This is a genomic window from Limnohabitans sp., assembly GCF_031538885.1.
Lineage (GTDB): Bacteria > Pseudomonadota > Gammaproteobacteria > Burkholderiales > Burkholderiaceae_C > Limnohabitans.
In genome coordinates this window covers 16,603-35,732 of the sequence record NZ_JAVKLW010000106.1, presented here as the reverse complement: position 1 = coordinate 35,732, position 19,130 = coordinate 16,603, and the positions used below count along the sequence as shown (strand labels likewise).

The 19,130-nt window shown below is 57.9% G+C and carries 20 protein-coding genes and 1 pseudogene; 16 read left to right on the top strand and 5 right to left on the bottom strand.

Features of this window, described 5'->3' with window-relative positions; genetic code table 11:
* The first annotated feature begins 362 nt into the window (after window positions 1-362).
* From RMS03_RS08650 to RMS03_RS08625, 6 genes are read left to right on the top strand one after another with little or no spacing between them, the layout of a single operon-like run.
* The gene (locus RMS03_RS08650) at window positions 363-2,792 is read left to right on the top strand and encodes a Tex family protein (protein WP_310626670.1); all 2,430 of its coding nucleotides are present in this window, start codon (window positions 363-365) and stop codon (window positions 2,790-2,792) included.
* A gap of 15 nt (window positions 2,793-2,807) precedes the next feature.
* Entirely contained in the window at window positions 2,808-3,866 is a 1,059-nt protein-coding gene (locus RMS03_RS08645; protein ID WP_310626669.1) for a phospholipase, read from the top strand.
* A 9-nt stretch (window positions 3,867-3,875) separates the two neighbouring features.
* The gene (locus tag RMS03_RS08640) at window positions 3,876-4,169 is read left to right on the top strand and encodes a DUF1330 domain-containing protein (protein WP_310626668.1); all 294 of its coding nucleotides are present in this window, start codon (window positions 3,876-3,878) and stop codon (window positions 4,167-4,169) included.
* Window positions 4,166-5,119: an alpha/beta hydrolase gene (locus RMS03_RS08635; RefSeq protein ID WP_310626667.1), complete on the top strand. Its 954-nt coding sequence runs from the start codon at window positions 4,166-4,168 to the stop codon at window positions 5,117-5,119. Before RMS03_RS08640 ends, RMS03_RS08635 begins: the two co-directional genes overlap by 4 nt.
* 10 nt (window positions 5,120-5,129) lie before the next feature.
* A complete protein-coding gene (locus RMS03_RS08630; RefSeq protein ID WP_310626666.1) occupies window positions 5,130-5,564 on the top strand; it encodes a GNAT family N-acetyltransferase in 435 nt (144 codons plus the stop codon).
* Window positions 5,565-5,622: 58 nt separating this feature from the next.
* Window positions 5,623-6,345 carry a hypothetical protein gene (locus RMS03_RS08625; protein WP_310626665.1) on the top strand — a complete coding sequence of 241 codons (723 nt, stop codon included), beginning with the start codon at window positions 5,623-5,625 and terminating at the stop codon, window positions 6,343-6,345.
* A 27-nt stretch (window positions 6,346-6,372) separates the two neighbouring features.
* Here RMS03_RS08625 and RMS03_RS08620 read toward each other — a convergent pair whose 3' ends face one another.
* Window positions 6,373-7,326 carry a folate-binding protein gene (locus RMS03_RS08620; protein ID WP_310626664.1) on the bottom strand — a complete coding sequence of 318 codons (954 nt, stop codon included), beginning with the start codon at window positions 7,324-7,326 and terminating at the stop codon, window positions 6,373-6,375.
* 52 nt (window positions 7,327-7,378) lie between these two features.
* Here RMS03_RS08620 and mltG point away from each other — a divergent pair, with 52 nt between their 5' ends.
* Genes mltG through RMS03_RS08595 form a run of 5 tightly spaced genes read left to right on the top strand, consistent with a single transcriptional unit; the run spans window position 7,379 to window position 11,557 of the window.
* Entirely contained in the window at window positions 7,379-8,419 is a 1,041-nt protein-coding gene (gene mltG, locus RMS03_RS08615) for an endolytic transglycosylase MltG (protein ID WP_310626663.1), read from the top strand.
* A gap of 6 nt (window positions 8,420-8,425) precedes the next feature.
* Window positions 8,426-9,073 carry a dTMP kinase gene (gene tmk / locus RMS03_RS08610; protein ID WP_310626662.1) on the top strand — a complete coding sequence of 216 codons (648 nt, stop codon included), beginning with the start codon at window positions 8,426-8,428 and terminating at the stop codon, window positions 9,071-9,073.
* Window positions 9,070-10,089 carry a DNA polymerase III subunit delta' gene (locus RMS03_RS08605; RefSeq protein ID WP_310626661.1) on the top strand — a complete coding sequence of 340 codons (1,020 nt, stop codon included), beginning with the start codon at window positions 9,070-9,072 and terminating at the stop codon, window positions 10,087-10,089. The genes tmk and RMS03_RS08605 overlap by 4 nt, the downstream gene beginning before the upstream one ends.
* Window positions 10,090-10,100: 11 nt before the next feature.
* Entirely contained in the window at window positions 10,101-10,895 is a 795-nt protein-coding gene (locus RMS03_RS08600) for a TatD family hydrolase (protein ID WP_310626660.1), read from the top strand.
* Window positions 10,892-11,557, top strand: a complete 666-nt coding sequence (locus RMS03_RS08595) for an ankyrin repeat domain-containing protein (protein WP_310626659.1) — start codon at window positions 10,892-10,894, stop codon at window positions 11,555-11,557. The genes RMS03_RS08600 and RMS03_RS08595 overlap by 4 nt, the downstream gene beginning before the upstream one ends.
* Window positions 11,558-11,611: 54 nt before the next feature.
* On the opposite strand, the pseudogene RMS03_RS08590 reads toward RMS03_RS08595, so the two are convergent.
* Window positions 11,612-12,885: pseudogene (locus tag RMS03_RS08590) on the bottom strand (SulP family inorganic anion transporter).
* Between the two features lie 75 nt (window positions 12,886-12,960).
* On the opposite strand from RMS03_RS08590, the gene RMS03_RS08585 reads away from it, so the two are divergent.
* The gene (locus tag RMS03_RS08585; RefSeq protein ID WP_310626658.1) at window positions 12,961-13,596 is read left to right on the top strand and encodes a thermonuclease family protein; all 636 of its coding nucleotides are present in this window, start codon (window positions 12,961-12,963) and stop codon (window positions 13,594-13,596) included.
* Here the strand turns inward: RMS03_RS08585 and RMS03_RS08580 are convergent.
* The 3 genes from RMS03_RS08580 to gpmA all read right to left on the bottom strand — a co-directional run bounded on the left by RMS03_RS08580 (window position 13,565) and on the right by gpmA (window position 16,631).
* On the bottom strand, window positions 13,565-14,317 hold the full coding sequence (locus RMS03_RS08580) for a molybdopterin-synthase adenylyltransferase MoeB (protein WP_310626657.1): 753 nt from the start codon (window positions 14,315-14,317) through the stop codon (window positions 13,565-13,567). The two genes, RMS03_RS08585 and RMS03_RS08580, sit on opposite strands and share 32 nt — an antisense overlap.
* 18 nt (window positions 14,318-14,335) lie before the next feature.
* A complete protein-coding gene (locus RMS03_RS08575; protein ID WP_310626656.1) occupies window positions 14,336-15,796 on the bottom strand; it encodes a S41 family peptidase in 1,461 nt (486 codons plus the stop codon).
* 91 nt (window positions 15,797-15,887) lie between these two features.
* The gene (gene gpmA / locus RMS03_RS08570; protein WP_310626655.1) at window positions 15,888-16,631 is read right to left on the bottom strand and encodes a 2,3-diphosphoglycerate-dependent phosphoglycerate mutase; all 744 of its coding nucleotides are present in this window, start codon (window positions 16,629-16,631) and stop codon (window positions 15,888-15,890) included.
* Between the two features lie 106 nt (window positions 16,632-16,737).
* Here gpmA and RMS03_RS08565 point away from each other — a divergent pair, with 106 nt between their 5' ends.
* The 4 genes from RMS03_RS08565 to RMS03_RS08550 all read left to right on the top strand — a co-directional run bounded on the left by RMS03_RS08565 (window position 16,738) and on the right by RMS03_RS08550 (window position 19,017).
* Window positions 16,738-17,145 carry a rhodanese-like domain-containing protein gene (locus RMS03_RS08565; RefSeq protein ID WP_310626654.1) on the top strand — a complete coding sequence of 136 codons (408 nt, stop codon included), beginning with the start codon at window positions 16,738-16,740 and terminating at the stop codon, window positions 17,143-17,145.
* A 34-nt stretch (window positions 17,146-17,179) separates the two neighbouring features.
* On the top strand, window positions 17,180-17,443 hold the full coding sequence (gene grxC, locus RMS03_RS08560) for a glutaredoxin 3 (protein ID WP_310626653.1): 264 nt from the start codon (window positions 17,180-17,182) through the stop codon (window positions 17,441-17,443).
* A 74-nt stretch (window positions 17,444-17,517) separates the two neighbouring features.
* Complete coding sequence (gene secB / locus RMS03_RS08555) at window positions 17,518-17,970, top strand: protein-export chaperone SecB (protein ID WP_310626652.1); 453 nt, start codon at window positions 17,518-17,520, stop codon at window positions 17,968-17,970.
* A gap of 21 nt (window positions 17,971-17,991) precedes the next feature.
* Window positions 17,992-19,017 carry an NAD(P)H-dependent glycerol-3-phosphate dehydrogenase gene (locus tag RMS03_RS08550; RefSeq protein ID WP_310626651.1) on the top strand — a complete coding sequence of 342 codons (1,026 nt, stop codon included), beginning with the start codon at window positions 17,992-17,994 and terminating at the stop codon, window positions 19,015-19,017.
* Window positions 19,018-19,130: the final 113 nt, after the last annotated feature.

The window sequence follows — 19,130 nt, the reverse complement described above, 5'->3', positions numbered from 1 at the left end:
GAAACCGTGACGGATGAGGAATTGACTATGATTGAAAACCGATTGAATCACCGCCCCAGAAAGCGACTAGGATTCAAGACACCTCACGAGGTATTCCATGCCTCGTTAAAGCGTGTTGCACTTCGTCCTTGAATCCGCCCCGTTTTGACGGGCGCTGGTTCTGGGTTTGGTTTGCAGCGCGCCCTGATGTAGGCGCCAAACTCAAGGCCGATTTACGGGCTTGATCGAGAAGAAAAAATAACCAAAGCCTCGCTCTCGCGGGGCTTTGGTTTGAGTGCGCTGTGTGAAGGAGTTGAATTGGCGCTTGGCTCTGCCGAATCAGGCAAAATTGCCCGCTTTGACGAATTTGACCGACTGAAAACATGCAAAAAATTACCCGCCAATTGGCGGACGAAATCAAGATCTCCGAAGCACAAGTTCGCTCTGCCGTTGAGCTGCTCGACGGGGGGGCCACCGTACCGTTCATTGCCCGTTACCGCAAAGAGGTCACGGGCGGTTTGGACGACATCCAATTGCGCGAACTCGAAGCACGCCTGAGCTACCTGCGCGAGTTGGAAGACCGCCGTGCTGCGGTCATCAAGAGCATTCAAGAACAAGGCAAACTCACGCCCGAGTTATTAGCGGCCATCGAAGCCGCACCGACCAAACAGGAGCTGGAAGACATTTACTTGCCCTTCAAGCCCAAGCGCCGCACCAAGGGCATGATTGCCAAAGAAGCGGGTTTGGAGCCCTTGGCCGACCAACTGTTTGCCAACCCCGCACTGAACCCCAATGTAGAGGCCGAAGCCTTCATTCTGCCCGCCGAAAAAATCGAAGGTGCCGATTTCACGACGGTAGCTGCCGTGCTCGATGGCGTGCGCGACTTGTTGAGCGAGCGCTGGGCTGAAGACGCTGCGTTGGTGCAAAGCTTGCGCGAGTGGCTGTGGAGCGAAGGCTTGTTCCGCAGCAAGCTCGCTGCCGGCAAAGACGAAAACAACCCCGATGTGGCGAAGTTTCGCGACTACTTTGATTACGACGAGCCCATTGGTCGCGTGCCATCGCATCGCGCCTTGGCCGTGTTCCGTGGCCGCGCGCTGGAAATGTTGGATGCCAAACTGGTCGTGCCCGAGCCACAGGCGAGTGCCAATGCCAAGTCCGAAGCGGGCATGCCAGCGCAGCCGAAGGCGACTACGCCCTCATTGGCCGAAGGCAAGATTGCTTTGCACTTGGGCTGGAGCCATTTGGGCAGAGCAGGGGACGACCTGATTCGCAAATGCGTGGCGTGGACGTGGCGCGTGAAGCTCAGCCTCTCCACCGAGCGCGACTTATTCACCCGCTTGCGCGAAGAAGCCGAGAAGGTCGCCATCAAAGTGTTTGCCGACAACCTGCGCGACCTGCTGCTAGCCGCACCCGCCGGCCCGCGCGTGGTGATGGGCCTCGACCCAGGCATTCGCACGGGCGTGAAAGTGGCTGTGGTCGACGCCACGGGCAAGCTGGTGGAAACCGCCACCGTGTACCCACACGAGCCGCGCAAAGACTGGGACGGCTCGCTCTACACCTTGGCTAAACTGGCCGAGAAGCACGGCGTGAACCTGATTGCCATTGGCAACGGCACCGCCAGCCGTGAGACCGATAAACTAGCGGGCGAGTTGATCAAGCTCATGGCCAAACATGACGCGTCCAAAGTCATCGACAAAGTGGTGGTGAGTGAAGCCGGTGCATCGGTCTACAGCGCCAGTGAATACGCCAGCAATGAAATGCCAGATGTGGATGTGAGCCTACGCGGCGCGGCCAGCATTGCGCGCCGCTTGCAAGACCCCTTGGCCGAGCTGGTGAAGATTGACCCCAAATCCATCGGCGTGGGCCAGTACCAACATGATGTGAACCAAAGCGAACTCGCCCGCACCTTGGAGGCCGTGGTGGAAGATTGCGTGAACAAAGTGGGTGTGGACCTCAACACCGCCAGCGTGCCGTTGCTCACCCGCGTGTCGGGCCTCTCCACCACCACCGCCAAAACCGTGGTGCGTTGGCGCGAAGCCAACGGTGCGTTTGCCAACCGCCAACAGTTGCTCAAGGTCACGGGGCTTGGCGCCAAGACGTTTGAGCAAAGCGCAGGCTTCTTGCGCATCCGCGGTGGTGACAACCCGCTAGATATGACAGCGGTTCACCCCGAAACCTACCCCGTGGTCGAGCGCATCATGGCGCAAACGGGCAAGCCCGTGGCCGAGCTGATGGGCCGCGCCGACATGCTCAAAACCTTGAAGCCCGAGCTGTTTGCCAATGACACCGTGGGGGTCATCACCGTCAAAGACATCTTGAGCGAACTCGAAAAGCCAGGCCGCGACCCGCGCCCCGACTTCAAAGTGGCCAAGCTGCAAGACGGCGTGGAAGACATCAAAGACCTGAAGGTGGACATGGTGCTCGAAGGCACGGTCAGCAACGTGGCTGCCTTTGGCGCGTTTGTGGATTTGGGCGTGCACCAAGACGGCCTGATTCATGTGAGCCAACTCAGCAACAAGTTCATCACCGATGCCCGCGAAGTGGTGAAGACGGGCGACATCATCAAGGTGAAAGTGTTGGAAGTGGACGTGGCCCGCAAACGCATCAGCCTGACCATGAAGCTAGACGCTGCGCCTGCTCGTAAAGACGGCCCACGCGACAACCGCTTTGAACACGCGGGGCGTGATAATCGCCAGCGTGGTGGAGCAGGTGGTGGTGGCGGCTACAGCAGTGGCTACACCGCACCGCCGCAGGCAGCGGCGGAGTCGGCGATGGCGAGTGCGTTTGCTAAGTTGCAGGGTTTAAAAAAGTAAACACGAGGCCATGCGTTGAAAGCCCTGCACATCTACGCTGGCCCCAAAGCCTTGGCCCACATCGAGGCCAATGGTTTGAAGCCTGAACACATCGCTGTCATACCTGGTGCAGCGGGTGGACCCAAGGGCTTGATCCTTGGGCCAATCGACCGCTTTTTGTTTGGTGAGTGGTTGCCGAAAAGCACGCAGCCCATCGACTTGGTGGGCGCATCCATCGGTGCGTGGCGCATGACCACGGCGTGTTTGGATAACCCCGTGCAAGGCTTTGATCGCCTGTCGCACGACTACATCCATCAAGACTACAAAGTACCCGAAGGCCAAAAGCGTCCCAGTGCCAAACAGGTAAGTGAGGCATTCAGCCAAACCTTGCAAACGTTTTACGGCGGCCATGTGGCTGAAGTGCTGAACCACCCCCGCTACCGCCTGCATGTGGTGGCCTCGCGTGGCAAACACATCTTGAACCATGAGCATCCGCTGCTCACGCCCTTGGGCTATGCAGGTGCATATGTGTGCAACGTTGTGCAGCGCAAAGCCATGGGTGCGTGGCTGGAGCGCGTGATGTTTTCTACGCGAGGCAATCTGCCATTCGATACCAGCGACTTTGCCACCCAGCACATGGCGCTGAACGAGCGCAACTTCATGGCCGCGCTGCAAGCCAGTTGCGCCATCCCATTTGTGCTGCAAGCAGTGCACGACATACCCGACGCCCCGACGGGCGCGTATTGGGATGGCGGTATCACCGACTACCACCTGCACCTCAACTACAAGGGGCTGGTGCTGTACCCACACATTCAACAAGCCGTGGTACCTGGCTGGCTCGACAAAGCGCTGAAGTGGCGGCATAAGTCCACCGCTTTTTTAGACAACACCATCGTCTTGGCCCCCAACCCCGAGTGGGTCAAAACCTTACCCAATGGCAAGCTGCCAGACCGCAGTGACTTTGTGACCTATGCCTCAGACTTTGAGGGACGGGTGAAGGTGTGGCAAGCTGCTGCGGGTGCGAGTGAGCAGTTGGCAGAAGAGTTTTCGCAATGGTTGGCCAACCCGTATATGGCAGCCGTGCATCGTCTGTAAGGAGTCACCATGCGTCAAGCTTATGTCGTCGGTCAAATGACCGTGAAGAACCCCACGAAATGGGCTGAGTACCGAGGCCAAGTCCTGGCCACTTTGGTGCCGTGGCACGGTGAGCTGGTGTTTCGTGGTGATCAGGTGAGGGCACTCTCGGGCGACTGCCCGCATGCCGACATCGTGGTGATTCGTTTTCCCTCGCTGACCGATGCTGATCGCTGGCATAACTCGGCGGCATATCAAGCATTGATTCCGCTTCGTCAAGAAGCCGCCGATGTGGTGCTGACCACTTACGAGGCCCTTGGATGACTCACCGACGTAACCCGCAAAGCCTGCTCACCCTCGCCATGCGTGACGTGCTGCACGCGATAGCCAAAGCAGGGCGCCCGCCCATCGCCTTGTTGACGCCTGAGCAAGCCAAGCAAGCCTTCGCACTCGGCGCAGGCGTGTTGGAGGTGAACGCACACAAAATGGTGCGTGACGACACACTCCACATTCCTGCCCGCGACGGTGCAACCTTGCGCGCCAAGCTGTGGGCCGAACATGCGTCACCTCATTTGCCCGTGTTGCTGTACTTTCATGGCGGCGGTTTCACCGTCGGTAGCCCTGAAACGCACGAAGCTTTGTGCAAACACTTGGCCCACCTGGCGCACTGTGCGGTGGTGTCGCTGGACTATCGCTTGGCCCCAAAGCACACATTCCCCACCGCACACAACGACGCGTTCGATGCCCTGCAATGGTTGGCGGTCAACGCCGCCAGCCTCGGGCTAGACGCTACACGCATCGCCATTGGCGGTGACAGTGCAGGGGGCACTTTGACCGCATCGACTGCCATTGCAGCGCGTGATGCGGGCATTGACTTGAAGCTGCAACTCATGTTCTACCCCGGTTGCTCACCCGAGTATTTGGCGTCGGCGCACACGTTTGAGAAAGGTTTTTTGCTGGAAAAAACCAGCATCGAATACTTTTATGGCCACTATGTACCTGACCTTGAAGACCGCCAAAATCCACGCTTTTCGCCCATGTTGGCCGATGTGACGGGCGTTGCCCCAGCATGGCTAGGCTTGGCCGAATGCGATCCACTGGTGGATGAGGGCGGGGCCTATGCCGACCATCTGCGCTTGAGCGGTGTACCGGTAGACCTGGAGATTTACAAAGGCGTGGTGCACAGCTTCATCCAAATGGGGCGTGTTATTCCCGAAGCGTTGACAGCACATGCGGATGCAGCACGCGCGTTGAGACACGCATTTGGGTTGTGAGCCAAGCGCGATGACTTATATCGAAATTGGCGAATGGTCTGTGATGCAAAACGCTGCCCAAGCGGTGCGCACGGCTGTGTTTGTGCATGAGCAAGGCATTGCCCCCGAGGATGAATGGGATGCGGATGATGCGACGGCGTTGCATGCCGTGCTGTTCGATGAGCGAGGCAAACCCGTAGGCAATGCGCGGTTGTTGCGGCCCTTGGGTCAGGTGGCCAAGGTAGGGCGCATGGCCGTGTTGCGCGAAGTGCGGGGGCATGGCTGTGGTGCGCGTCTGTTGCAAGCGTTGTTGCGAGAAGCCCGCAAGCAAGGCTTCAAAGAAGTGCGCCTGAGTGCGCAACGCACGGCAGAAAGTTTTTATGCAACACACGGTTTTACCGTGATGGGCGAGCCGTTTGAGGAGCTGGGGATTGCTCACATAGAGATGCGTCTGAGCTTGGTTTAGCAGCACCTGCAACCATGTGAAAATAACTGTTAGTTAAAACTCTAAGAAACATCCTGTTATGAAAACCGCACAACGTTTTTTACCTGCGACTTTGGCCATCGTCAGCGCAATGTCGTTCAGCGTGCATGCCACTGCGGGTGACTTGAGCCATGTCAGCGCTATCAACCAAACTGAGTTTTTGGGACTGAGCAAAGACTTGGCCGCTGTGACAAGCACCAAAGCCATGACTGCCGCGGCGCCCTTGGGTCTCACAGGTTTTGACATCAGTGCCTCAACCGCCACGACCAAAATTCAAGACAGCTCAGCTTGGGCCAAGGCTTCTGGGAGCAGTGAGACGAACGTGATGCAAACCAAGTTATCGGTCAGCAAAGGCTTGTCCGGTGGTTGGGATGTGGGCGGCTTTGTGTCCAAAGTGCCTTCGACCCATGTGTCAGTGGCTGGCGTGCATGTGACATACGCTTTGCTGCAAGGCAACGCCATCAGTCCTGCGATTGCTGTGCGTGGCAGTCACAGCCATATGGGCGGTGTGTCAGGGATGGATCTCAACAACACGGGGCTTGATGTGTTGATTTCCAAGGGCTTTGTGGGTTTCACGCCTTACGCAGGTGTGGGTACGGTTTACTCAAGCGCCAGTGCCACAGGCAAGAGCGATGAAAGTTTTACACAGAGCAAGTCATTTGTGGGTTTGAGCTGGAACATTTTGTTGGCCAATCTCTCAGCCGAGTATGACCGTACTGGAAAAAACTCAACCGTCGGTTTGAAGGCGGGTCTGCGCTTTTAAGTTATGTGGGGCATCGCGTACGACGTCTCAAATGTCGTCGCGCAACGCATAAGGCAGTGGCAGTAGGTTGACCGCTGGGCCATCTGCCACACCCAAATGCAAGCTGCTGTTTTCCGTAGCGCTGAGTTGCAGCTCGACCACTGCGACATGATTCACGCCATCCGTCGCTGCCTGCGCCACCAAGCCGCAGGGCTGGGTGGCATCCACACAGGAGAATATTTCTTGGCCCGCCTTCATGGGCGATGCGCTCTGCACGATGAAGGCACGACGTTTCAAGGTGCCGCGGAACTGGCTGCGTGCCACCACTTCTTGTCCGGGGTAGCAGCCTTTTTTAAAGTTCACACCATCGACCGATTCGTAATTGAGCATTTGCGGCACGAAGGCTTCGAAGGTGGCTGACTCGACCCATGCAATCCCGCTCATCACTTCGCCCACTTGCCACAACTCGGCACTGAGTGCGGTACCTGTGGGAGGCGTCACTTCTTTGGGTGCCAGCCAGAAAGCGCGTGCTTGGCCCAAGGCAGGGTAGAGGGTGAGTACATCGACAACACCTACGGCGTAACGTTGCCAAGCGTCGATAGACAAGGCGGTCGTCTCTGCGGTGCTCACAGCTTGTGTCACCGCATCACCTGCCAGACCCAGCAACTGAAACTCAGCGCTGACATCGCTCAGTTTGGCCTTGGCGCGCAGCACAAACATGGACAGGCGTTTGACGGTTTGAGCGATCAAGTCTTTGCGGCAAATCAGCATTACTTCTTCCGCGCTGCGTTTGTAAACCACAAAGCTCGCTTGCATACGGCCTTTGGCATTGCAAAACGCGGCCAAGCGGCATTGCCCCTCTTTCATCAACAGCACATCGTTGGTGAGTTGGTTATGTAAAAAACTAGCGGCGTCTGCACCCGCAACTTGAATCAAGCCGAGGTGGGGCAGGAGCGCGATGCCGTTCAAGGGCATGGCAGGAGAAAAAGTAGTCAGAGGCATGGGGTGAATTATCATGCCTGCTTGATTAACGTGATTGGACACAAGGGTTGTGATGCGGCTCATCAAGCGAATCTTTTGGACAGGGCTGAGTCTGGCCCTTTTGCTGGTGGCGGCTTCTGGCTGGTGGGCGTTGACACCTTTGTCGCTGCCCACATCTACCGTGGATGTGTCGATTGAGCCTCAAACCCCTGTGCGCGGCATTGCCCAAGCTGTGGCCGATTCGGGTGTGCGCGTGCAACCACTGGTGCTGTATGCGTTTTTGCGCGCCAGTGGTCAGTCGCGCAAACTGCGCGCGGGCAGCTACGAGCTGAGCCAAGGCAACACGCCCTTTGACTTGTTGCGCAAGCTCACCCGTGGCGAAGAAAGCCTCAAAGCGATCAGCTTGATTGACGGTTGGACGTTTCGCCAATTTCGTGCGTCACTGGCTAAGGCTGAAGGTCTCAAGCACGATACGCAAGACCTCAGTGATGAAGTGCTGATGGCCAAGCTAGGTATGCTGGGCGTGGCCCCTGAAGGCCGGTTTTTCCCCGACACCTACACCTATGGCAAAGGCAGCTCTGAGTTGCATGTGATGGAGCGTGCAGCCAAAGCTATGACCAAGCAACTGGCGGCCGCATGGGGTCAACGCCAATCAGACATTCAAATCAAAACCATGGATGAGGCACTCATTTTGGCCAGTATCGTTGAGAAAGAAACTGGCCGCGAGAGCGACCGCACCACCATCAGCCGTGTGTTTCACAACCGTTTAGCAGCGGGCATGGCGCTGCAAACCGACCCGACGGTGATTTACGGCCTGTTTGACAACTTTGATGGCAATCTGCGCCGCGCCGATCTGCGCACCGACCACCCGTGGAACACCTACACCCGCAAAGGCCTGCCCCCTACGCCTATCGCCATGCCTGGGCGCAACGCGCTCAAAGCAGCCGTGCAGCCTGCGCCCAGCAACGCGCTTTACTTTGTGGCCAAAGGCGATGGCACAAGCTACTTCAGCGCTACGCTGGAGGAGCACAACGCTGCCGTGAATCGGTACCAACGTCGCCCGTCTGGCTTGGGTGTAAGCGCTGTAGGGCAGGGCAGTGAGCAGGCAAAATAGAAGGCTATGACAAAAACAGGTCTGTTCATCAGTTTTGAGGGCATCGACGGCGCGGGCAAGTCCACGCACATCGATGGCCTAGCCGCTGCGTTCAAAGCTCAGGGCCGCCAAGTCACACTCACCCGCGAACCCGGCGGCACGCCGCTGGCGGAGAAGCTACGCGAGATGGTGCTGCACGATGCGATGGATGCGCTGACCGAAGCACTCCTTATCTTTGCGGCTCGCCGCGACCACCTACAAAACGTGATTGAACCTGCTTTGGCGCGTGGTGATGTGGTGCTGTGCGACCGTTTCACCGACGCCACCTTTGCATACCAAGGCAGTGGCCGTGGTTTTGACTTAGGTGTGCTGCAACAACTCGAAACTTGGGTGCAAGCCAATTCGCATGGTTTGCGTCAACCCGATGTGACGGTGTGGTTTGAGCTTGACCCAGCCATCGCAGCCCTGCGCCTAGCCAGTGCGCGTGTACCTGACCGCTTTGAGGCGCAACCCATCGCGTTTTTCCAAAAAGTATCAGACGGCTATGCGGCTCGCGCCCATGCCGACGCACAGCGCTTTGTGCGCCTAGACGCGGCTCAACCCCGTGAAGCCGTGTGGCAACAACTCCACCAGCACTTTGTGCAACGCGGTTGGTTGAACCCTAGCCCCGTATGAGCGATACCGTGTCACAAACTAGGCCCGTCCTGAACCCTTGGCTGCAAGGCCAGCTCACCACACTGCTCGAGCGACGGGGCCACGCGTGGCTACTCCAAGGACCGTCAGGCCTCGGCCAATACACACTTGGCTTAGAGTTGGCGCGTGCTTGGTTGTGCGAAGCACCCACCAAGCAGGGCGCTTGTTACCAATGCCGCAGTTGCCACGCTGTGGACGTGCGCACCCATGCCGACTTATGCACCCTCATGCCAGAAACCTTGGCATTGGCATTGAGCTGGCCGCTCGACGAGAAAACCCAAAAAGATCTCGACGAGAAAAAACGCAAGCCCAGCAAAGAAATTCGTGTGGAAGCTGCACGCGACATGGTGGCCTTTAGCCAACAAACCCGCTCAGGCGGCTCGACCAAAGTGGTATTTGTGTACCCCGCCGAGCGTATGAACCATGTGACAGCCAACACCATCCTCAAAACACTCGAAGAACCCCCAGGTGAATGCCGCTTTGTGCTGGCCAGCGAAGCAGCGCACCAGTTATTGCCCACCATCCGTAGCCGTTGTCAAACCCACACCATGGTCTGGCCCACTGAGGCCGAAGCCTCGAGTTGGTTGCAAACGCAAGGCGTGCCCGCCGTAGATGCTGCCGTGCTGTTGCGTGCCGCCGGAGGTCGCCCAGAAGACGCGCTAGACCTAGCCAACGCTGGCCTGAAAGCTGCCATTTGGGCGGGATTACCCAAAGCGGTGCTGCGCGGCGATGTGGGCTCGGTGTCAGACGCCACACCTTCACAAGCCATTGCCATGTTGCAAAAGCTTTGCCACGATCTGTTGGCCGTGCGTACGGGTGCTGAGCCACGCTTTTTCGTGCTGGCTGATTTGCCCGCTGCGGGCACGATCAACTCGCTCACCCAATGGTCCAAAGACTTGATGGATGCGGCCCGAACCTCCGAGCACCCATACAACGCAGGCTTGATGTTTGAAGCCTTGGTCGCGCGGGCACAAACGGCCTTACGCGCCAAAGACTAAATAAAAGACATATGTTCACCGACTCTCACTGCCACTTGAACTTTCCAGAACTGGCTGAAAACATCCACACGATCCGCGAAGACATGGCCAAGGCCCAAGTCACGCGCGCATTGGTCATCAGCACCACTCTGGAACGTTTCCCTGAGGTGCATGGCCTCGCCACACGGTTTGATAATTTTTGGGCCACCGTAGGCGTGCATCCCGACAACGAGGGCGTGCAAGAACCTACCCTTGACGACTTGCTGACCCGCGCCACACTGCCCAAAGTGGTGGGCATTGGCGAAACCGGCCTAGACTACTACCGCTTGGGCGAACGCACCGTGGCTGATATGGAGTGGCAACGCGAGCGCTTTCGCATCCATATCCAAGCCGCGCAGCAAACGAAGCTGCCTTTGGTCATTCACACCCGCAGCTCATCCGCAGATACCGTGGCGATTCTGAAAGAGCAGGGCGAAAATGGCTCAGCGGACAGTGCAGGAGGTGTGTTTCACTGTTTCACCGAAACCGCAGATGTCGCTCGCGCTGGTTTAGACCTCGGTTTGTACATTTCGTTCTCAGGCATCTTGACCTTCAAAAATGCCCAAGACCTGCGTGATGTGGCCCAGTTCGTGCCGATGGATCGCATCTTGATTGAAACAGACAGCCCCTATTTGGCCCCTGTGCCATACCGAGGCAAAACCAACAACCCGTCTTACGTGCCCTTTGTGGCCCAGCAAATTGCTGAGATCAAAGGCATGTCTGTGGAGGCTGTGGCCAGCGCCACCAGCCGCAATTTTGATCAATTATTCAGCACTGTTTTAAAATGAGAAAATACTTTAAGTATTTTTTATATCTATATGTTTTTATTGGATATTCTTTATCTATTGCCGGTTCATATGATGACTTTATTTCAGCGCTTCATTTTGACCGCCCCGAAGTGATCCAAAAGCTGCTCGCCCGTGGCTTTGACCCAAATACCCCCAATGAAAAAGGTATTCCGGGCTTGCTTGTGGCGATTCAATCCGAAGCCCCCAAGGCGGCGTTGGTGCTGGCGCAGCATCCACAAACGCAAATTAACGTGCATAACCAGTCAGGTGAAACCCCGTTGATGTTGGCAGCCATCAATAACCAGCTTGAATTAGCGAAGGTACTCATCGACCGTGGTGCCGATGTGAACCGTGAGGGTTGGACACCGTTGCATTACGCCGCTACCCGTGGTCATCGTGAAATGATGCGTTTGCTGTTAGAGCATGATGCGTATATTGATAGCGCGTCAGCCAATGGCACAACCCCATTGATGTTGGCCGCTTATGCAGCACCGCCTTTGGCGGTGAAACTCTTGCTAGAGGAAGGCGCTGACCCCACACTGGCGAACAACGGTCAAGCGACCGCTCTGAGCTTGGCTTTGACGGCCGACCATCAGCAAAGCGCTTTCTACATCCGGACATTCATCGAGTCTTGGTACATACAGAATCCGCTGAAAGAATAGCCAGCGAGGATTTGAGAGGGACGCTAGTGAAATTTTTCTCTCTTCTCGCGGTGATTATTTTTTTTCAAAGAGATGTCGTTCAGATTTTATGAATGTTGTTTGAGCCTTGTAGGCGCTGGCATCACTTAGCTCACACGCTTCAATACACCACCCCATATCCGCAGGCAAGGTCTCTAGTTGTCGCAACTGCGCAATCGCCTCCGCATCCGTGCGGTACATATGCAGCCCCGCATGCGCTTGCAGGCAGCCTGCGCGACGCAGCACGACCTCGACAGGGAGCTTCATACCACTGATGTGCAGGTTGATGCCGCGCTCGCGCAGCATAGTTTCTAGTTTGGCGAGGCTTTCCACGCCAGTGGCGTCGATGCGGTTGATGGGCAGGGCAAATAAGCACACATGCGCCACGCTGGGATGCTGACCAAGGTGTTCCATCACGGCGCGCTCTAGGGTGCTGGCCGCGGCAAAGTCCAGCTCGGCGTCCATGCGCAGGGCGTAGAGGTGATTCGCCAAAGGCGGCAGTTGCCACAGGTGGAGGTCGCGCAGACTGCCGTCGGGGTGCAGACCCACTTCAATGATGCGCGGGTGCAAGCGCGTGTGCAAAAAATGACACTGGGCACAAACAACGCAGGTAAGCCCTGTGGCAACGCGCCCACCACGGCTGTGCCCAAGGCGTCGAGGCCTAGCGCCCAGCTCACGCCCGCTGCGCCCAGCACCACTATCAACACGGTGGGGAAGGTGGGCCGCCAGCGCCGTGCCAACACCAGCAGCACCAGCGTGACCACGCCAAACACCAAGCTGGCCCAGTCGATGCCCGCGCCAGTGCGGATGAATGTCAGAGCCGACGGCCAACCTTGTTGAAAACCCAACAGGGCAGGCAGCTGCGACGAGAGGATGAGCACCCCCGCGCCTTGTGTGAACGCCATCAACACGGGCGAGCTGACCAAGTTCAGCAGCCAGCCAAAACGCGCAAAGCCCAACACCACTTGCAGCACGCCCGCCATGAGCGAGAGCCACACCGTGAGGTTGACCCACTCGGCACTGCCGGGTGCGGCCATGCCACTGAGCGAGGCCGCAATCAAGATCGAGGTGAGCGCCGTCGGTACCACCGACAACCGAGCCGACGCGCTGAACAGCACCGCCACCAAGGCCGGCAGCAACGACGCGTAAATACCCGTGATGAGCGGCATACCCGCCAAAGCGGCATATGCCACGCCTTGTGGGATGACCATGAGGCCCACACTCAAACCCGCGAAGGCTTCGCTCTTGAGCAGGTGTTTGGAGAGGCGGGGCCAACTTAAAAAAGGCAGCCAGTGCTTTGCGGCGCGCATGCGCTTATCGTAACGGCTGCCTACACACAGGCGCGGGCAGGGTTTGCACAATGCTGCTTTTGATTGAGGTGATGGATGCAAGAGAGACCGCTTGATCGCAGGCACGGCAAGACACTGGGGCACCCCCTAAGCCACACGTTAGGTTACACGTTAGGCCATTGGCTCGGCTATGCGCTGGGCGCGGCTGTGTTGGCGGCGTGTCTGTGCGCGGCCACGCCTGCCTATGCGTGGCAAGGCGTGGTCACGCATGTGAGCGATGGCGACACCGTGTGGGTGCAACCGCTGCAAGGCGGCGAGGCGTACAAGGTACGGCTGCTGGGTATCGACGCCCCCGAGATGTGCCAGCCTTGGGGGCCGCAAGCACGTGCGGCTTTGCATGCGGTGCTGCAAGGCCAAGTGGTCGAGGTGCGGGCACGCACCCGCGACAGCTATGGCCGCTTGCTCGCGCAGCTCTTGCGCCAAGGCCAAGACGTGGGGGCGTGGATGGTGGGGCAGGGCTATGCGTGGTCGTACAGTTTTCAAAACCATGCAGGACCGTATGAGGCGCTACAGATGCAAGCGCAATCACAGCACTTGGGTTTGTTTTCAGATGGACGGGCCTTGCAGCCGAGGTGGTTTAGAAAGCGCTTTGGGTCGTGCCACTTGCCCACGCCCGACGCGCCGCACTGGAGCGCATTTTTTAGTGCTGTTCGCCGCACACAGGGCAGCTAGCGTTGCGTTGTAAACGCACTTCGTTCCAAGCCATGTCGCGACCATCCAGCATTTGCAGGCGGCCCGTCAGGCGCGAACCCATGCCAGTGATGAGCTTGACGGTTTCCATGGCTTGCATGGTGCCAATCACACCCACTAAGGGCGCGAGCACACCCATGGTGGAACACATCACTTCTTCGGGCGCTTGGTCAGGCGGGAAGATGCAGGCGTAGCAGGGTGATTGCTTGTCCCGTGCGTCATACACCGCGAGTTGACCATCTAGGCGAATGGCCGCACCCGACACCAAGGGCACCTTGTGCTTGACGCATGCCGCATTGACCGCTTGGCGGGTTTCAAAGTTGTCGCAGCAGTCCACCACCACTTGCACGGTAGACACCAGGGCATCGAGTTGGGCGGCGTCGAGTTGGCGCGCCACTGCGCTCACCCGTACCTCGGGGTTGAGGTCCAACATGGCTTGTGCCGCTGACGCCACCTTGGGCTGGCCCACACGTGTGGTGGTGTGGGCGATTTGGCGTTGCAGGTTGGTGAGGTCCACCACATCGTGGTCCGCAAGGGTGATGTGGCCCACGCCGCTGGCGGCAAGGTACAAGGCGACGGGTGAGCCCAGACCGCCTGCACCCACCACCAGCACATGGCTGTCGACCAGACGTTGCTGGCCTTCGATGCCCACCGCGTCAAGCAGGATGTGGCGCGAATAGCGCAGCAGTTGGTCGTCGTTCACCGCGAATTCACAAATGAATTACTTGTCTTTGCTCTCGGCAGGGCGCTCGGTTTGCGTTTTGCTGGCCAACACGGACTGGCCTTTGAGGCGTTTGATGGCTTGCTCCAACTGGAAGTCTTTGTCGCTGCCAAACTCGGGCGGGCGTCGCTCGCTATTGGGCTTTTTGGACTCTTCTTCCAAACGCTTCATGGCTTCTTCGCGGGCCTTTTCTTTTTCTTTTTCCTTTGTCGTGTCTTTGGCGTCTTTGCCTTGTCCGCTTTCTAAGTGCTTGTCCAAGTCGGCTTCACGCATGCGCAAAATCGCGAAAGGGCTGCCCTCGGCGGTGTCGTCCAGCAACACATCGGGCACGATGCCTTTGGCTTGGATGCTGCGGCCACTGGGCGTGTAGTAACGCGCGGTGGTGATCTTCAGCGCGGTATCGGGGCCGAGTTGGCGCACGGTTTGCACCGAGCCTTTGCCAAAGGTTTGGCTGCCCATGATGGTGGCGCGTTTGTGGTCTTGCAGGGCGCCGGCGACGATTTCGCTGGCCGAGGCCGAGCCTTCGTTGACCAGCACCACCAGTGGCACCGTGCGGTAGATGCCTTTGGTGTTTTGGTGCAAGCGTGCAATGGGGTCATTGCCGTTGCTGCGGCGGTAGAACTCAGGCGAGGCTTTGTAGACAAATTTGCTCTCTGTCAATTGGCCGTTGGTGGACACCACGTTCACGTTCTCAGGCAAGAACACGGCAGACACGGCCACGGCGGCGTCCAGCAAGCCACCGGGGTCGTTACGCAAATCCAGCACCACGCCTTTGAGTTTGGGGTCTTCTTTGTAGATGTCTTCTAACTTTTTGGTGAAGTCGTCCACCGAGCGCTCTTGGAACTGGCTCAGACGAATCCAGCCAAAGCCAGGCTCCATCACTTTGCCTTTGACGCTTTGTGTTTTGATTTCTTCGCGCACGATGTTCACGGGGAAGGTGCGGTTCTCGTCCTTGCGGTAGATGGTCAGCAGCACCTTGGTGCCGGGTTCGCCACGCATGCGTTTGACGGCTTCGTTGAGTGACAGGCCTTTGACGGCGGTGTCGTCAATTTTGGTAATCAAATCGCCCGACTTCATGCCTGCACGGAACGCGGGTGAGCCTTCGATGGGCGAGACGATTTTGATCAAGCCTTCTTCTTGCGTGATTTCAATGCCCACGCCCACAAAGCGGCCCGTGGTGCCTTCGCGGAACTCTTTGAAAGTCTTTTTGTCGTAATACTGCGAGTGCGGGTCGAGGCTAGCGACCATGCCAGTGATGGCGTCGCTGATGAGTTTTTTCTCGTCTACGGGCTCTACATAGTCGCTCTTGACCATGCTGAACACCGCCGCGAGTTGCTGCAACTCTTCGAGCGGCAGCGGCGCCATGTTGCCGCGTGCAGCGGTTTGCAACGAGACGGTGGTCAGTGCGCCGGTCAGTGCGCCGATGGCGACCCAGCCTGCAATCTTGAGTTTTTGACGCATATGCCCTTAAAGGTTGCCCTTGTGTGTGAGACGAATTTCAGAAGGCGCCCAATATACAACGCGCCTCAAAGGCGCGTTGTCCGAGCCGTGATTAGGCCTTGCCTTGTGTGGCGACTGAGGCCGCAGCTTTGGCGGCGGCCTGTGGGTCACCCAAATAGTAGTGACGAATGGATTTGAGGTGGTCGTCCAACTCATACACAAGTGGGATGCCATTGGGGATATTCAAGCCCACGATGTCTGCATCGCTGATGTTGTCGAGGTATTTCACCAACGCGCGGATGGAGTTGCCGTGCGCGGTCACCACGATGCGCTTGCCCGCCTTGATGGCAGGGGCCATGGACTCGTTCCAAAACGGCATGACGCGGGCCACAGTGTCTTTCAAGCATTCGGTCAGCGGCACTTGGCTGGGGTCGAGTTTGGCGTAGCGCGGGTCGCTGCGTTCGCTGCGGGGGTCGGTCGCTTCGAGTTCAGGCGGTGGTGTGTCGTAGCTGCGACGCCAGATCAGCACTTGTTCGTCGCCATATTGCTTGGCCATGTCAGCTTTGTTCAGGCCCTGCAAGCCGCCGTAGTGGCGCTCGTTCAAACGCCAGCTCTTGACCACGGGCAGCCAGGTGCAATCCATCTCGTCCAAAGCGAGATACAGGGTGCGAATGGCGCGCTTCAAGACGCTGGTGTAGGCCACATCGAACACATAGCCCTCAGCCTTGAGCAGCTTGCCCGCGTTCTTGGCTTGTTCGATGCCAGTGGGGGTCAGGTCTACATCGGTCCAGCCGGTGAAGCGATTTTCAAGGTTCCAGGTGGATTCGCCGTGGCGGATTAATACGAGCTTGTACATGGTGTAAATCAGCAGATTTAGTGAAAGATTGGCGGTGATTTTAGAATGCTGCTCTGACGCGATACTTTTACATCTTCTTTTTTTGTTTTTTGAACTGGACTCCCCCGTGAAATTTATTCTCGATAACTGGATGTTGTTGGCCGTTGCCTTGAGCAGTGGTTTCTTTTTGCTGTTGCCCGTGGTGCAAGGCGCAACAGCCACCGGTATTTCGCCCACAGAGGCGGTGCAATACATGAACCGCGAAAAAGGTGTGGTGGTGGATGTGTGTGGCGCCGACGAGTTCGCGCAAAGCCACATCAAGGGCGCAGTGAATGTGCCCTTGGACGAGGTGGAAGCTCGCTTGGACAAGGCGGTAAAAAACAAAAGTACGCCCGTCATCATGGTGTGTGCGGCTGGCGCACGCTCCAAACGTGCCCAAGCCATCGCGCAAAAACTGGGTTATGAGAAGGTGCATTCCCTGCATGGCGGGCTCAAAGCTTGGAAAGAGGCTAACCTGCCTATCTCTAAAGCTTAATTGGCCAACGCCTTACTACCTCGGAGACCACGTCATGCCCATCGTCAAGATGTACACCACCGCCGTTTGCCCCTATTGCATGCGTGCCAAACAACTGCTGAGCGCCAAGGGCGTGGCCCATATTGAGGAGGTGCGAATTGACACCGATCCCCAAGCGCGAGCCCACATGATGGCCATCACGGGCCGTCGCACCGTGCCCCAAATCTTCATTGGCGACACGCACGTGGGCGGTTGTGACGACTTAGTGGCTCTCGATGCCAAAGGTGGTTTGGCGCCGCTTTTGCAATCTTTAAGCTGACATAATTCAGCCTTCCCGATTTGCTGCCCGCTTCGGCGTGACCGACGCGGGCTTTTTTGTACTAGGAAAAAATCATGTCAGACGAACAACAAGCAACCCCTGTCTTCCAAATTCAACGTGTCTATTTGAAAGACATGTCCTTGGAGCAACCCAACTCTCCCGCCATCTTGACCAGCACGGCGCAACCCAGCGTGGACATCCAATTAGGCGTGGGCATGGAGCAACTGGCTGACGGCATCGTGGAAGTGACCGTCACAGCAACCGTCACCGCCAAGATTGAAGACAAAACCATGTTCTTGGTGGAAGCCAAGCAAGCTGGCATTTTTGAAGTGCGCAACTTGCCCGAAGACCAAATGGGCCCCGTCATGGGCATCGCTTGTCCGCAAATCATTTACCCCTACCTGCGTGGCAACGTGGCCGACGTGATCCAACGTGCTGGTTTCCCACCTGTGCACTTGGCAGAGATTAACTTCCAAGCCATGTACGAACAACAACAGCAGCAACAAGCCGCTGCCGCTGTGCAGTAAATTTCAAGTCAAACCAACGCCATGAAGATCGCCGTTTTAGGCGCAGGCGCGTGGGGTACTGCGCTGGCGGTCAATGCTGGCGCGCACCACACCGTGACGCTGTGGGCACGCGATGCGTCCCAAGCGCACACCCTGCAAGCCGAGCGCGTGAACACGCGCTACTTGCCTGAGCAGCCTTTCACCGCAGGCGTGCAAGTGTCTTCAGCCCCTCTCGGCCCTTGGTTGGCCGAGCAAGACTTGGTGGTCATCGGTTCGCCCATGAGCAGCTTGCGCGGCATGCTGACGCAGCTTGCGCCCATCTTGGGCAGTAGCGTGTCTGTGGCTTGGCTGTGCAAAGGCTTTGAAGCAGCGCAACCTGAAGCCTCGCAAGAGAATGCTGCTCGCGGCGGTGTTGGCTTGATGGCTCACGAAGTGCGCGCCCAAGTGGCCCCCAAACTGCGCGGCGGCGCACTCAGCGGCCCCAGCTTTGCGCAAGAAGTGGCACGCGGCATGCCCACCGCCTTGGTGGCCGCCAGCGATGACGCAGCGGCGCGTGGTGTCATGGTGCAAGCCTTTCACAACAACAGTCTGCGTGTCTACGCCAACGACGACATCGTGGGCGTGGAAGTGGGCGGTGCGGTGAAAAACGTGTTGGCCATCGCCACCGGTTTGTGCGACGGTTTGCAGCTGGGGCTGAACGCCCGCGCTGCGCTGATTACACGCGGCTTGGCCGAAATTACCCGCCTCGGTCTAGCACTGGGGGCCAAGACCGAAACCTTCATGGGCCTGTCGGGCTTGGGCGACTTGGTGCTCACCGCCACTGGCGATTTAAGCCGCAACCGCCAAGTGGGCCTGGCTTTGGCCCAAGGCATGACACTGCAACAAGCGGTCGATTCACTCGGCCACGTGGCCGAAGGCGTGTGCTGCGCCCGCACGGTGGTGCAACGCGCGCAGCTCTTGGGTGTGGACATGCCCATTGCGCAGGCAGTAGTGGCGTTGCTCGATGGCAGCATCACAGCCGCGCAGGCCGTGGCTTTGCTGATGGGGCGTAGGGCTAAGGGCGAATAAGCTCTTTTGCTGAGCTCGCTTCTCGTCTAGGGAATGAGCGGGTTCCTCATGCTGGGGTACCAGAAATCGTCACCCACCCATTCCCTAGACGAGAAGACTGCGGCACAGGTTTG

Coding starts and splice junctions, on each gene's coding strand:
- RMS03_RS08575 (WP_310626656.1), bottom strand. CDS start 15,796: ATGCGTCAAAAACTCAAGATTGCAGGCTGGGTCGCCATCGGCGCACTG.
- RMS03_RS08650 (WP_310626670.1), top strand. CDS start 363: ATGCAAAAAATTACCCGCCAATTGGCGGACGAAATCAAGATCTCCGAA.
- RMS03_RS08600 (WP_310626660.1), top strand. CDS start 10,101: ATGTTCACCGACTCTCACTGCCACTTGAACTTTCCAGAACTGGCTGAA.
- RMS03_RS08635 (WP_310626667.1), top strand. CDS start 4,166: ATGACTCACCGACGTAACCCGCAAAGCCTGCTCACCCTCGCCATGCGT.
- secB (WP_310626652.1), top strand. CDS start 17,518: ATGTCAGACGAACAACAAGCAACCCCTGTCTTCCAAATTCAACGTGTC.
- tmk (WP_310626662.1), top strand. CDS start 8,426: ATGACAAAAACAGGTCTGTTCATCAGTTTTGAGGGCATCGACGGCGCG.
- RMS03_RS08595 (WP_310626659.1), top strand. CDS start 10,892: ATGAGAAAATACTTTAAGTATTTTTTATATCTATATGTTTTTATTGGA.
- RMS03_RS08620 (WP_310626664.1), bottom strand. CDS start 7,326: ATGCCTCTGACTACTTTTTCTCCTGCCATGCCCTTGAACGGCATCGCG.
- RMS03_RS08630 (WP_310626666.1), top strand. CDS start 5,130: ATGACTTATATCGAAATTGGCGAATGGTCTGTGATGCAAAACGCTGCC.
- RMS03_RS08550 (WP_310626651.1), top strand. CDS start 17,992: ATGAAGATCGCCGTTTTAGGCGCAGGCGCGTGGGGTACTGCGCTGGCG.
- mltG (WP_310626663.1), top strand. CDS start 7,379: ATGCGGCTCATCAAGCGAATCTTTTGGACAGGGCTGAGTCTGGCCCTT.
- RMS03_RS08625 (WP_310626665.1), top strand. CDS start 5,623: ATGAAAACCGCACAACGTTTTTTACCTGCGACTTTGGCCATCGTCAGC.
- RMS03_RS08605 (WP_310626661.1), top strand. CDS start 9,070: ATGAGCGATACCGTGTCACAAACTAGGCCCGTCCTGAACCCTTGGCTG.
- RMS03_RS08640 (WP_310626668.1), top strand. CDS start 3,876: ATGCGTCAAGCTTATGTCGTCGGTCAAATGACCGTGAAGAACCCCACG.
- grxC (WP_310626653.1), top strand. CDS start 17,180: ATGCCCATCGTCAAGATGTACACCACCGCCGTTTGCCCCTATTGCATG.
- gpmA (WP_310626655.1), bottom strand. CDS start 16,631: ATGTACAAGCTCGTATTAATCCGCCACGGCGAATCCACCTGGAACCTT.
- RMS03_RS08585 (WP_310626658.1), top strand. CDS start 12,961: ATGCAAGAGAGACCGCTTGATCGCAGGCACGGCAAGACACTGGGGCAC.